Source organism: Paenarthrobacter sp. 10L420 (assembly GCF_056395385.1).
In genome coordinates, this window is record NZ_JBFTJK010000010.1 from 25415 (window position 1) to 37472 (window position 12058).

Here is a 12058-nt window from a genome sequence, read left to right on the forward strand (position 1 = left end):
ATGGACACAACATCCGGCGCAGCCAAATCGGCAGGCAGCCGTCCCCGATCTACTGAGAGGTCAACGATGACCGTTCTTCCTCAAGGAAGTGAGATTTCCCGCCGCCGCCTGCTGCAGTTTGGCGCGGCAGCCGGGTTTCTGCTGGGCACCAGCAGCCTCGCTGGCTGCGCAGGGCCCACCGGCCTACCGGGTCCCAACACCCTCACCCTGGCCCTCAACCGCTCTCTGGTCAGCCTGGACAACAAGCTCAACCAGTTCGATGCAGCTGTTACCGTTCAACGCGCGGTCCGCCAGGGTCTCACCGCCATCGGTCCCGAAACCAAACCCGTCCTTGTCCTGGCCGAGCGCTTCGAGATGACCGGTCCCACAGAATGGACCGTCACGCTTCGCGAGGGCATCCGCTACTCGAACGGCAGCCCGGTCAAGATCCAGGACGTTGCTACTGCGCTGAAGATGTACAAGCAGGTTCAGGGCTCTTTTGTAGCCGGTTTCTTCCCCGAGTTTCCCGAAGTCATGCCGGTTGATGACCGCACGTTCAAGATGGTCTCCAAAAACCCGGTTCCCATCCTGGACTCCCTCATGAGCATGATCCTGATTACGCCGGCCGCGCAGAACAAGCCGGAGGAGTTGCAGGAGGGAGTTGGGACGGGCCCCTATATGGTTACGAAGTTCAACCGCGGTGCCGGTACCTATAGTTTGGCCCGCAACGAGAACTACTGGGGGCCCAAGCCGGAGGTTGAGAACGTCGAAGTCCGGTTCCTCCCCGAGGAGTCCAGTCGCGTGATCGCATTGCGCAGCGGCGAAGTGGACATCATCGACTCCATCACGCCCGACTCACGCGAACAGCTTGCCGGACTTCCCGGCGTCGAACTTAAGGAAGCATCCAGCCTCCGCCTGAACCAGATCTTCTACAACTTCCGTAAGCCCGCCGGGCACCCCCTGGCCGATGTCCGCATCCGTGAGGCACTGAGCTGGGCCATCGACGGTGAAGCGCTGGTGAAGGACGTGCTGGTCGATTCCGTCAGCCAGGCGGAGGGCGTCACGCCGTCCAGTCTCACGGGCTACCACAAGACCGGAACCTACACCTACGATCCCGCTAAGGCGAAGGCTCGCCTTATGGAACTGGGTGTCACCGACCTCACGTTGAAGATCATCTGGGAGACCGGGGAGTTCGCTTCCGACACGTCCGTGATGGAGGCCTTGGTTGAAATGTTCGGTGCCATCGGCGTGAAAACCGAGTTGCAACAATTCGAACCCGGCGGCAACATTCTGGCCTGGCGCCAGGGTAAACAAGGTGACTGGGACCTGCTGGGCAACGGGTTCAGCAGTCCCACCGGCCTTGCTATCACGATGATGCAGGGCATGTATGCCGGAACCCCCGAAAAGGAAGCGACGCGCGACACTTATCAGGGCTATGTTTTCCCGGAAGTGCAAGCCAAGATCCAAGCGGCTTCCTCCGAAGTTGACCCCACCCGCCGGCAGGAACTGATGGCCGTGGCCCAACAGGCTATCTGGGACACGTGGCCTTGCGCCTGGGCATTCGTGCCGAAATCCGTGCTCGCTCACCGCGAACGGGTGACCGGCATTAATCTGGCGCCCACCAACTCCTACCCGCTCGTTGATGCACGGCTGGAGGCCTAAGCCATGACGAACTACATCCTGAAACGACTGGGACAGGGTCTGCTGACCGTTTTCCTCACGGTATCCACCGTCTTCATCCTCATCCGCTTGGCTCCCGGTGATCCTGCCGTGTCCTACGCAGGCCCGCTGGCCACCACCGAGCAGCTTGCTGCCGTACGGCAGCAGTTCGGCTTGGACCGGCCCGTACTCGAGCAGTACTGGATCTTCCTCCAGCAGCTGTTCACCGGAAACTTGGGCCAGTCCTACTCGTTCCAGGCACCGGCAATGCAAGTGGTGGCGGAACGCATGCCCTACACCCTGACCCTTGCCACCGCATCCATCCTGTTGACCGCCGTCATCGCCATTCCGCTGGGTGTGTGGATGTCACGACGCCCTGACACCGGCCGTGAACTGGGAGTCAACGTACTCACAATCGCCGGACAGTCCATGCCCGACTTCTGGACAGGCATCATGCTCCTGACAGGGTTCGCGGTCCTCATTCCGATTTTCCCCGCCTCCGGTTTTGCCACGTGGGGTGGTCTGGTCCTGCCCACCATCACCATCGCCATCCTGCAAATCGCCCTGATCTCCAGAATGGTCCGGCGCGAAATGACCGCCAACTTTGCGGCCCCATATCTCACAGTGGCCCGCTCGCGGGGTGTCCGTGCCTCCGCCCTTACCTGGCGCTACGCCATGGGGAACTCCGCCATCCCTGTCTTCACCGCACTTGGCACCCGGTTTGCCGCCATGCTCAATGGCGTGGTGGTAGTCGAGGTGGTGTTTGCCTGGCCAGGCGTCGGATCCCTGATTGTGCGGGCCCTGGAAACGCGCGACTACCCCCTCATCCAGGCAACGGTCCTTCTCACTGCTCTGCTGGCGGTGGGTGTGCAGCTGCTCATCGACCTCGCCTATCCGCTTCTCGATCCCCGCGTTCGTCTTGGAAAGGCGGCAACAGCATGAGCCTCAGCGACACCGCAACGCCTACAGCCGCCGGGCACTCCGCCCGGCAACCGAGTCCCAGCGCCGTCACCAAGGCGGACATCGCCAAGGCAGGTGCCACCCACCGTCGTCACGCAGCCAAATGGAAGCTGATCGTCGGAACCATCTGCACCCTGCTCGTGATGATCCCCATCGTGCTTGCCCAGGTGCTTCCACTTGCGGATGCCAACTTCCAGGACCTGGCCGCCCGGCGTTTGCCGCCGTTCACGGACGGCCACCTGTTCGGCACCGACCAACTGGGCCGTGACCTGCTCTCCCGCGTCCTGCACGGCGGTCAGGTTTCCTTGACCATCGGTGTGCTGGCGGTACTTGTCTCCGGTGCCATCGGCATCATCCTGGGCGCAGCCGCCGGCTACTTCGGCGGCTGGGTGGACACCATCGTCTCCCGCCTCCTTGAAGCCCAGATGTCCCTGCCGCTGCTCATGATGCTGCTGCTGGTGGTGGCATTGTTCGGACCGTCCATCCCGGTAATCACCTTCGTGATCGCCATCGCCCAATGGCCCGAAGTCGCCCGCCTGACCCGCTCCATGGTGTTGGTGGAACGCGAAAAACCTTATGTATCCGCCGCCAGGATCCTCGGCCTGCATCGCATCCAGATTCTGATCCGCCACATCATCCCCAACGTGATCAAGCAGGCAACACTGGTGGTCCTGCTCCTGCTCGCCCAAGCAGTTTTGCTCGAGTCCGCGCTCAGCTTCCTGGGGGCCGGCCCGCAGCGCCCGTTCGCCACCTGGGGCCGCATCATCTCCGACGGCCAGGATTACATCACCACCTCCTGGTGGATGGTTACACTGCCCGGTTTGGTGATCGTGCTCATGGTGGTGGGCGTCAACCTCCTCGGCGATGGCCTCCGCGACCGTCCCCGCCGTAAGAAGAAGGGTGCCTGACATGACCGCACAACTTCCCTCCCAGGAACAGCCCCTCCTCGAGGTCCGCAACTTCCAAGTGGAACTGATCACGGACGCCGGGATAGTGCGGGCCGTTGACTCCGTCAGCTTCAGCATTTACCGGGGCGAAACGGTCACCATCATCGGTGAGTCCGGTTCCGGCAAGTCGACGACGGCGATGGGCATCCTCCGCTTGTTGCCCGAGGACTTGGCGGTGCTCTCCGGAACAGTGTTGATCGATGGCGTTGACGTCACAGCCAACCCCAAAGCCATCGACAAGGTCCGCGGCAAAACATTGGCTTTGATTCCGCAGGACCCCATGACCGCGCTGAGCCCGGTCCACTCGATCGGCAGCCAGCTCATCGAGGCCATCAGGATCGCGGGCGCAGCATCGACAAAGGACAAGAGCGCTGCACAGGCGCGGGCCGTCCGCCTGTTGGAGCAGGTGCATATACCCACCCCTGAGAAGCAACTGAAGAAGTACCCGCATCAGCTCTCCGGCGGCATGCTGCAGCGTGTACTTATTGCCATTGCCCTTGCCAGCGAGCCCCAACTGCTGGTGGCGGACGAGCCAACATCTGCCCTGGACGTCACAGTGCAGGGCGGAATTCTGGACCTGCTCCTGGAACTGCAGGAGCAGCGCGGCATCGGCATCCTCATGATCACCCACGACCTTGGCGTGGCCAGACTCATCTCGGACCGAATCCACGTGATGAAAGACGGCGCCTTTGTGGAGTCCGGCGATGTCCAACAAATCGTGGACCACCCCGCCACCGAATACACCAGGAGCCTGCTGGCAGCCGTGCCGGCTTTAGGACCGTGGGACGAAACGTCTGCTGACCTATTGGTGGTGCCTTCCCGCACTGAAGAACCGCTAACCAATGCCAATCCATCCATCGAACAAACCGGAGCCAAGCCATGACCACGCCGTTCCTCGCCGTCGAAAACCTGGTGGTGGATTACCACGTGCCCGGCGGAACGTTCCGCGCCGTAGATGATGTGTCCTTCTCCGTGGACAAAGGCAAGACGATCGCCGTCGTGGGTGAATCCGGCTGCGGCAAGTCCACAGTGGCCAAAGCGCTGATGCGGCTTGTCACCCCCAGCGGCGGAAGGATCGCCCTGGACGGGACGGACATCGCCGGCATGAGCGAGGCGAAGCTGCGACCCCTGCGCTCCAAGTTCCAGATGGTATTCCAAGATCCCTACGGATCGCTGGACCCCCACATGAGCGCGCAGGAAATCGTGGCCGAGCCGCTGAAGCTCCAGGGCGTCCGTTCCAAGACAGAACGGCATAAGGCCGCGGCTTCGCTTATGGATCAGGTGGGGCTGCCTTCAAAGTCCTTGGATAAACATCCGTCCGAATTCTCGGGTGGCCAGCGCCAGCGGATCGGGATCGCCCGGGCCCTTGCCTCCAAGCCGGAACTTTTGGTTTGCGACGAGGCCACTAGTGCCCTCGATGTCTCTGTGCAGGCTCAGGTTCTGCGACTGCTGAAGTCCATCCAGGACGAAACAGGCATCACCTACGTGTTCATCTCCCACAACCTTGGCGTGGTGCAGGAAATCAGCGATACCGTCATGGTGATGCAGCGGGGCAAACTCGTTGAACACGGCTCCACAGCGGACGTCCTAACGGCCCCCAAGGAGGACTACACCCGCAAACTACGCCGTGCGGCGCTTGATCCTTCCACGATGACGGGCCTCAAACCGCGCCATTTGGTCCGCTCGCTGGCCCTGGCCAACCAGGCCTGACACCTGGATATTCGACACAGCAATCATGAGGAATCAACCAATGAGCAAGCATCCCGAAGGCACCCACGTGGAGGGCCTGAAACTTCCCATCTCCCGGCTGGTCCTGGGCACCATGACATTCGGAGATACGGCGGATGAGGCCACCGCCGGGCGGATGGTGGAGGAAGCGCTCGACGCCGGCATCACCACGATAGATACAGCCAACGCATACGTCGGGGGAACCACCGAGGAAATCCTGTCCCGTCTCCTGAAGGAGCGGCGCGGGGACGTTATTCTGGCGTCCAAGGCGGGCATGCCGCACGCTGACGCCGGCGGGAGACCGCCGCTGTCAAAGGCTGCACTGCGCGCCAGCGTGGAAGGCAGCCTGCGCCGGCTCGGCGTGGAGACCATCGACTTGTTCTATTTGCACCAGCCGGATCGTGCCACGCCGCTGACTGAAACGCTCTCCACGGTGGCCGAACTGGTAGCCGAAGGAAAGATCGGCGCCTTGGGCGTCTCCAACTTCGCCGCCTGGCAGATCGACGACGTCCTTCATGTGTCGCGTGAAGTGGGAGCGCCGCAGCCCGTCGTCGCCCAACAGCTCTACAACCTGGTGGCGCGTCGACTCGAGGAGGAATACCTCGAATTCGCGGCCACCCACAACGTCCACACCATGGTCTACAACCCCTTGGGCGGCGGACTCCTCACCGGAAAACACAGCTTCGACGCGAAGCCCACCGAGGGCAGGTACGGCGATTCGAAACTGGCGGCCATGTATACCCAACGGTACTGGGACCGTCAGCTGTTCGACGCCATCGAAGAGCTGTCACGCATCGCAGACGGCAGTGGTATAGCGCTGGCCGAGCTGTCCTTGCGCTGGCTGGCCTACCGGAAGGGTGTCGGCTCCATGCTGCTAGGCGGCTCCAAGGTTGAGCAGCTTCGTGCCAACATAGCAGCCGTGGCCAACGGGCCATTGCCGACTGACGTCGTCGAAGCCTGTGATGCCGTGGGCACCTCGCTTCGCGGTCCTATGCCGGCGTACAACCGCTGACTGTTACTTACCTCTGAACCGAAAATGATTGAAGGATGCTCATGACCTCCGAACTGGCCCTCGAATTCGCCCGCAAGATCCGTGCCCGTGAGCGGGTGGTGGGCTACTGGGCAGTGCTGGACGCGCCCGTTGCAACTGAACGCATCAGTCGGCTCGGCTACGACTACATAGCCTTGGACGCCCAACACGGACTTCTCGGCTACTCGGGTGTGCTCTCCGGGCTGATGGCAATCGATGCCGGGCACACCGCCGTCGGCATGGTCCGGGTGGAGGACAACAACCTCACCGCTATAGGCAAGGCGCTGGACGCCGGCGCCGTCGGCGTGATCGTCCCACTGGTCAACACCGCCGCGGACGCTGCTGCAGCTGTCGCTGCCGCCAAATATCCACCCATGGGAGGCCGCTCCTACGGGCCAATGCGCTCGGCGCTGCGGATCGGACCGAAGCCCGCCGATGCGAACGCCGCCACTTTGGTGTTCGCCATGATCGAAACACCTGACGGTCTGGCCAACGTCAAGGAAATCTGCGCCACCCCTGGCCTGGACGGCATCTACGTCGGCCCTTCAGACCTCGCCATCGCCGTCGGCGGCGCCTACCCCGGAGACCCTGCCGTCGAGACAGAATTCAACGCCGCGTTGGAAACCATTGCCGAAGCAGCGGCTTCCGCCGGCATTGCTGCCGGCATCCACACTCCCGCAGGGGCTGTGGCCAACCAGCGCCTGAAACAGGGCTACACGTTCGCCACCGTGTCCTCGGACCTGGCGCATCTGGAACAAATCGCCAAGTCCCACCTCGACGCCGCCACCACCAAGGACTGAACCGATGCAGAACACCCTCAACGAGGCCTACAGCACCATCACCCCGGACGGAACCGTGAAGCGGGCGGACGGCGTGGACTTCGCCTACCTGCCGGCGCCCACCGTGCAAAGCCACGCTGCGAACCTCCTGACCCTTCCCGACGGCCGGCTCGGCTGCGTCTGGTTCGGCGGAACCCAGGAAGGCGTGCCGGACATCTCCATCTGGTTCTCCACCCTGGAACCCGGAGCCCGTCAGTGGTCAGCGCCTGAGAAACTGTCCGACGATTCGTCCCGGTCGGAGCAAAACCCCATCCTGTTTGCCGCCCCCGCCCTTGGAGGTGAGGGGGAGGCCCTCTGGCTGCTGTACACCGCCCAGAAGGCTGGCAATCAGGACACCGCGGAGGTCCGCCGTCGTAAATCCATCGACAGTGGCCGCACCTGGGGCGAGGTGGAAACGCTGTTCCCCGCCAACCAAACGGGTGGCGTCTTCGTCCGCCAACTACCTGTGGTCCTGCCGGGCGGCCGCATGCTTGTACCGATCTTCCGCTGCATCACCACACCGGGGGAGAAATGGGTGGGACACAGTGACGACAGTGCAGTGATGATCTCCGACGACGGCGGGGCAAGCTGGACCGAGCACGTGCTTCCTGGCAGCCTGGGCTGTGTCCACATGAACATCCAGCCACTAAGCGATGGCAGCCTCTTTGCCTTGTTCAGAAGCCGGTGGGCCGACGCAATCCATGAATCCCGCTCCACCGACGGCGGCACCACCTGGACGGAGCCCGTCCCCACCGAACTGCCGAACAACAACTCCTCCATCCAGTTCACCGCCCTCACCGACGGACGCCTCGCCTTGGTCTACAACCACAGCCGGGCTGAGGAAGGCACGGAACGCCGGTTGTCGCTCTACGACGAAATTGACGACGACGGCCTGGCCGACGAGCAGGGCCAGCTAGCCGAACCGGTTCCCGGCAGCGCGTCTCCTGGCGATGACAGCCGCCGCGCATTCTGGGGCACACCCAGGTCACCCATGACGCTGGCCATCTCGGAAGACTCCGGCCGCACCTGGCCCATCCGCCGGAACCTCGACGTGGGGGATGGATATTGCCTGTCCAATAACTCCCGTGACGGCCTGAACCGTGAGTACTCCTACCCGTCCATCCATCAAGGGCCGAATGGCGCCCTCAACATCGCCTACACATACTTCCGGCAGGCCATCAAATTCGTGCGGGTTGACCCGCAATGGGCGTACGAGGGAACTGAAACGCCCGGAGGCCTGGAGGACGGGTCCATCCATGCCGGCTGAGCAGCACGCAGTAGTCACAGGGTGCAGCTCGGGAATTGGCCTGGCCATCACCCGCCGGCTGCTGGCCGACGGGTGGGCCGTGACCGGGCTAAGCCGCAGCGCCACCTCTCTGGATGGGAAGTTCGACTGGCTCCAAGCGGACCTTTCCGAGCCTCAAACGCTGGCCGACACAGCGGCGGGACTTCGACCTGCCGATGCGCTGGTGCACGCCGCCGGGTTCCAAAGGACTGCACCGCTGGGAGCCCTTGATCCCTCGGCTTTGGCAGGGATGTTCGCCGTTCACGTGGCTGCCGCCAGCGTGCTGGCGAATGCCCTTGTGCCCTCCATGCCCGACGGCGGCAGGATAGTACTCCTCGGAAGCCGCACTTCCACAGGGTCCCCGGGCAAGAGCCATTACGCCGCCACCAAGGCTGCGTTGATGGGATTGGGCCGCACATGGGCGCAAGAACTCGCCCCGCGGGGGATTACCGTCAATGTGCTTTCCCCGGGCCCAACTGACACGCCGATGCTCAACGACCCCGGCCGGGCAGCGACACCAGTACAGATGCCTGCCCTTGGTGCACTAGTGGACCCGGACGACGTCGCCGCCCTGGCCGCATTCCTGCTGGGACCCCACGGCAAATCCATCACAGGCCAGAACCACGTCATCTGCGGAGGCGCCTCGCTCTAGTCGAAATCTGGCCGAGCAGGAGCCGCGCTTCCTGCGCCACCACTACTGTTCGTAGTGGGGGAGGATTTGGCCGTGCTTGACATACGTGAGTGCTGCTGCGACGTCGTAGGCATGGATCGCGGAGGCAACTTGCTTGAGTTGAAGGGACAGGTTGTGGACAGCGGTGCTGCCAAAGAAGGCGTCACGGGCCGCAGGGTCAGCGAATCCCATGATCACCGATGCGTGGAAGCGCTGGTCCGGCGGGTTGTCGTGGGAGACGTCCGGCGTATCCCACAACTTCTCTATCCAGGGCAAAAATGACTGAGTGCGCAATTCCTTCAGTACCCCAGTACCAGCCAGGGCGGGAACGAGTCCCTTTTTCACGAACCTCCGGAACTCGACCGGGCGGACGCCGTGGCGGCGGCGGAGGTAGATGATCGCACGGGAGCCCACGGTCTCTGTCGGGGACGCGACGTCGTACCAGCGTGAAGTGTTCGGCAGCCCGGCGTAGAGAAGGGTGCGGCGGAACACGTTGACCTCGTCCTTATAGGCCAAAGCGGTCTGCTTCCGGCCTTTGAGCGGCGAAAGTGCAGATTGGAAGGTGACTTCCGCGATACCGTCAATTTTCCGGTCCGCAGGGATGGCGGTCTCCACCCCGGTGGTTGCAGGCCATAGACCGGGGTTGTGTTCGGCGAGGTGGATCTGCCGGTATTCCTCCATGCCTGGTGTGGCGGCGATGATGCCGGAGTGCGGGCCTTTCCAGTAGTCCATCCCGGCTTGGCGGGACTGATCGCTGCGCACCCATAGCAGGATCGAGGAGCTGAAGTGTTTTTTCACATGCGGTTGGATGGGTGAAGGTGGGGAGCCCATTTGTGCCTTCTTTTCGCGAGTGTGGTGGTCAGGTGCCAAGAAATTCGACGACGGCGGGTCCGACCCTGGCATGGTACTGGAAGATACCACCCTGTCCGGAGCCGGGGTAGATGATCAGGTCCGCTGGGGCCGGCCAGCCGTACTGCTGCGGGCAAGTTGTGGGTAGAGGGCCTCGATGGGCGCGCTGAGTGCTGCTTTAAGTTGAACGGACGTCTCGTCGGCCAGAACCTCGTACTCACCGGCTTCGACCGCGTCCAACACCGTGGTCACCAGATCAGCCGGATCCATTTTGGGAGCGACGGCGTTCGCAGCCATGGCAGTGTCAACATAGCCCACATGAACACCAACCACGTGGACGCCGTCGGAGGCAAGCTCCAGGCGTAATGAGTTGGTGGCCGACCAGAGAGCGGCCTTCGTGGCGCTGTAAATCCCACCCACGGCGTACCAGCTCATGGCGGAGTGGATGTCGATGATTGCGGATTCGTCCTTCGCCGACAGGATCGGAGCGAAGGCGCGGGCGAGGAATAGCGGGCCGAGGAAGTTGGTCTCAACATTGGTCCGGATTTCCGCGTCGGTATGGGTGAGGATGCCTGCGCTCGCCACGCTGGTTCCAGCGTTGTTGATCAACACGCTGACATCACCCGCGGCCTCTACTGCTGCCTGGATGGAGGCTGGGTCTGTGATGTCGAGGGTGAGTGGGACGATCCGCTCGTCCTCCCAGATGCGGGGGGTGCGCGCAGTGGCGTAGACCTTGCTTGCGCCGCGAGCGAGGGCCGCGTGGACGAAGTGCGTTCCGATGCCGCCGTTAGCCCCGGTGACGAGGACGACTGCTCCATTGAATGAGTACATTTCACGAACTTTCTTGTAGGGGAGACCATCCGCACCGGTCAGCGCGGATTCTGCTGCTGTGTATGTGCAGCAACCGAGCGTACGAAGTTAGACGGTGGTGAGGGCCGGGTAGTCGGTGTACCCGAACTCTCCGCCACCGTAGAGCGTGGAGGGGTCCACCTCGTTCAGGGGGGCCTCGGAGCGCAGTCGTTCGACGATGTCGGGGTTGGCCAGCGCGAAACGGCCCAGCGGGGCAATGTCAGCGAGTCCGGCGGCAACGTCGTCGGCGATCTGCTCGCGGTTACGTCCGTAGCGGACCACAAGCACCGCCGTTGGCCATATATCCCTTAGCGACCGGAGCAGTTCATCATCGCCCACATGGTGAAGGTGCAGGTAGGCCAGGTTCAGGGCCGCGAGCTCACCGACCAGGTGCCGGTACTGAACGCGCACACTGCCCGTGTCTCCCTCGTCGATTCCGCCCAACGGCATAGCGGGGGAGAGGCGGATGCCAACCCTGTCCGCGCCGATTTCGTCGGCCAGGGCTTGGGCGAGCTCGATCACGAACCGGGACCGGTTTTCCACAGATCCGCCATAAATATCGGTGCGATGGTTGGCATTGGGGGAGAGGAATTGGTGCAAGAGATAGCCGTTTGCTCCATGGATTTCGACTCCGTCGGCGCCGGCTGCGATGGCCGAAGCTGCGGCGTGGCGAAAGTCGGCTACGGTGCTCTGGATATCCTCGGCGCTCAGCTCGCGGGGCGTCGGCGTCTTTTGTGGTCCGGAAGGCGTGAATATTTCCTGGTCTGCGGAGATTGCCGAGGGTGCCACCGGCTGTCGGTGGTGTGGAGTGTTGTCCGGGTGGGACATGCGACCCACGTGCATGAGCTGGATGAACACCGCCCCACCACGGGCATGAACTGCTTCAGTGATGCTTCGCCAGCCCTCCACATGCTCAGGGGTGTAGATACCGGGCGTGTTCGCATAGCCCTGTCCATCAGCCGACGGCTGCGTGCCCTCGGTGATGATCAATCCCAATGAGGCGCGCTGCCCGTAATATTTAGCAGCCAAGTCGCCCGGCGTGCCATCGGGGTTGGAACGGCTTCGGGTCATTGGCGCCAGGGCAAGCCGGTGGGAGAGATTCAGGCAGCCAAGAGTGAACGGTTGCCATAGGGGGGAAAAGGTCATGGGGTCAGTCCTTGCGGTAAAGCAGAGCCTCGCTGCCGTTTAGCCGGTGCTCGGCCGATATGAATGCGACAGTGATTACACTCATAACTGAGTGCACTCAGACTATATTCCCCATGAAGCTCGGATGTCGTGTTTTCG

12 protein-coding genes are annotated in these 12058 nt (G+C 62.8%); 9 read left to right on the forward strand and 3 right to left on the reverse strand.

Going from position 1 to position 12058, the window contains the following annotated elements; all coding sequences use genetic code 11:
• The first annotated feature begins 66 nt into the window (after positions 1 to 66).
• The 9 genes from AC1DD5_RS15325 to AC1DD5_RS15365 are packed head-to-tail and all read left to right on the forward strand — an operon-like array spanning position 67 to position 9058.
• A complete protein-coding gene (locus AC1DD5_RS15325) occupies positions 67 to 1641 on the forward strand; it encodes an ABC transporter substrate-binding protein (protein ID WP_477522017.1) in 1575 nt (524 codons plus the stop codon).
• Positions 1642 to 1644: 3 nt separating this feature from the next.
• Positions 1645 to 2580, forward strand: coding sequence for an ABC transporter permease (locus AC1DD5_RS15330; RefSeq protein ID WP_477522018.1), 936 nt, complete (start codon positions 1645 to 1647; stop codon positions 2578 to 2580).
• Positions 2577 to 3506: an ABC transporter permease gene (locus AC1DD5_RS15335; RefSeq protein ID WP_477522019.1), complete on the forward strand. Its 930-nt coding sequence runs from the start codon at positions 2577 to 2579 to the stop codon at positions 3504 to 3506. The genes AC1DD5_RS15330 and AC1DD5_RS15335 overlap by 4 nt, the downstream gene beginning before the upstream one ends.
• Position 3507: 1 nt before the next feature.
• Positions 3508 to 4428 (forward strand): ABC transporter ATP-binding protein, encoded by a 921-nt coding sequence (locus AC1DD5_RS15340; RefSeq protein WP_477522020.1) that lies wholly within the window; start codon positions 3508 to 3510, stop codon positions 4426 to 4428.
• Entirely contained in the window at positions 4425 to 5255 is an 831-nt protein-coding gene (locus tag AC1DD5_RS15345) for an ATP-binding cassette domain-containing protein (RefSeq protein WP_477522021.1), read from the forward strand. The genes AC1DD5_RS15340 and AC1DD5_RS15345 overlap by 4 nt, the downstream gene beginning before the upstream one ends.
• 40 nt (positions 5256 to 5295) lie before the next feature.
• Positions 5296 to 6285, forward strand: a complete 990-nt coding sequence (locus AC1DD5_RS15350) for an aldo/keto reductase (protein ID WP_477522022.1) — start codon at positions 5296 to 5298, stop codon at positions 6283 to 6285.
• Between the two features lie 41 nt (positions 6286 to 6326).
• Complete coding sequence (locus tag AC1DD5_RS15355; protein WP_477522023.1) at positions 6327 to 7103, forward strand: HpcH/HpaI aldolase family protein; 777 nt, start codon at positions 6327 to 6329, stop codon at positions 7101 to 7103.
• A 4-nt stretch (positions 7104 to 7107) separates the two neighbouring features.
• Positions 7108 to 8388, forward strand: coding sequence for a sialidase family protein (locus AC1DD5_RS15360; RefSeq protein WP_477522024.1), 1281 nt, complete (start codon positions 7108 to 7110; stop codon positions 8386 to 8388).
• The gene (locus tag AC1DD5_RS15365; protein ID WP_477522025.1) at positions 8378 to 9058 is read left to right on the forward strand and encodes an SDR family NAD(P)-dependent oxidoreductase; all 681 of its coding nucleotides are present in this window, start codon (positions 8378 to 8380) and stop codon (positions 9056 to 9058) included. Before AC1DD5_RS15360 ends, AC1DD5_RS15365 begins: the two co-directional genes overlap by 11 nt.
• 42 nt (positions 9059 to 9100) lie before the next feature.
• Here the strand turns inward: AC1DD5_RS15365 and AC1DD5_RS15370 are convergent, their stop codons facing one another.
• From AC1DD5_RS15370 to AC1DD5_RS15380, 3 genes are all read right to left on the reverse strand, one after another.
• A complete protein-coding gene (locus AC1DD5_RS15370) occupies positions 9101 to 9907 on the reverse strand; it encodes a strictosidine synthase (protein WP_477522026.1) in 807 nt (268 codons plus the stop codon).
• A gap of 114 nt (positions 9908 to 10021) precedes the next feature.
• On the reverse strand, positions 10022 to 10756 hold the full coding sequence (locus tag AC1DD5_RS15375) for an SDR family oxidoreductase (protein WP_477522027.1): 735 nt from the start codon (positions 10754 to 10756) through the stop codon (positions 10022 to 10024).
• 87 nt (positions 10757 to 10843) lie between these two features.
• Positions 10844 to 11920 carry an alkene reductase gene (locus AC1DD5_RS15380; protein ID WP_477522028.1) on the reverse strand — a complete coding sequence of 359 codons (1077 nt, stop codon included), beginning with the start codon at positions 11918 to 11920 and terminating at the stop codon, positions 10844 to 10846.
• Positions 11921 to 12058: the final 138 nt, after the last annotated feature.

Bases quoted from the DNA above. Each gene is read 5' to 3' on its own strand.
- AC1DD5_RS15325 (WP_477522017.1), top strand. From the start codon at position 67: ATGACCGTTCTTCCTCAAGGAAGTGAGATTTCCCGCCGCCGCCTGCTG.
- AC1DD5_RS15330 (WP_477522018.1), top strand. From the start codon at position 1,645: ATGACGAACTACATCCTGAAACGACTGGGACAGGGTCTGCTGACCGTT.
- AC1DD5_RS15335 (WP_477522019.1), top strand. From the start codon at position 2,577: ATGAGCCTCAGCGACACCGCAACGCCTACAGCCGCCGGGCACTCCGCC.
- AC1DD5_RS15340 (WP_477522020.1), top strand. From the start codon at position 3,508: ATGACCGCACAACTTCCCTCCCAGGAACAGCCCCTCCTCGAGGTCCGC.
- AC1DD5_RS15345 (WP_477522021.1), top strand. From the start codon at position 4,425: ATGACCACGCCGTTCCTCGCCGTCGAAAACCTGGTGGTGGATTACCAC.
- AC1DD5_RS15350 (WP_477522022.1), top strand. From the start codon at position 5,296: ATGAGCAAGCATCCCGAAGGCACCCACGTGGAGGGCCTGAAACTTCCC.
- AC1DD5_RS15355 (WP_477522023.1), top strand. From the start codon at position 6,327: ATGACCTCCGAACTGGCCCTCGAATTCGCCCGCAAGATCCGTGCCCGT.
- AC1DD5_RS15360 (WP_477522024.1), top strand. From the start codon at position 7,108: ATGCAGAACACCCTCAACGAGGCCTACAGCACCATCACCCCGGACGGA.
- AC1DD5_RS15365 (WP_477522025.1), top strand. From the start codon at position 8,378: ATGCCGGCTGAGCAGCACGCAGTAGTCACAGGGTGCAGCTCGGGAATT.
- AC1DD5_RS15370 (WP_477522026.1), bottom strand. From the start codon at position 9,907: ATGGGCTCCCCACCTTCACCCATCCAACCGCATGTGAAAAAACACTTC.
- AC1DD5_RS15375 (WP_477522027.1), bottom strand. From the start codon at position 10,756: ATGTACTCATTCAATGGAGCAGTCGTCCTCGTCACCGGGGCTAACGGC.
- AC1DD5_RS15380 (WP_477522028.1), bottom strand. From the start codon at position 11,920: ATGACCTTTTCCCCCCTATGGCAACCGTTCACTCTTGGCTGCCTGAAT.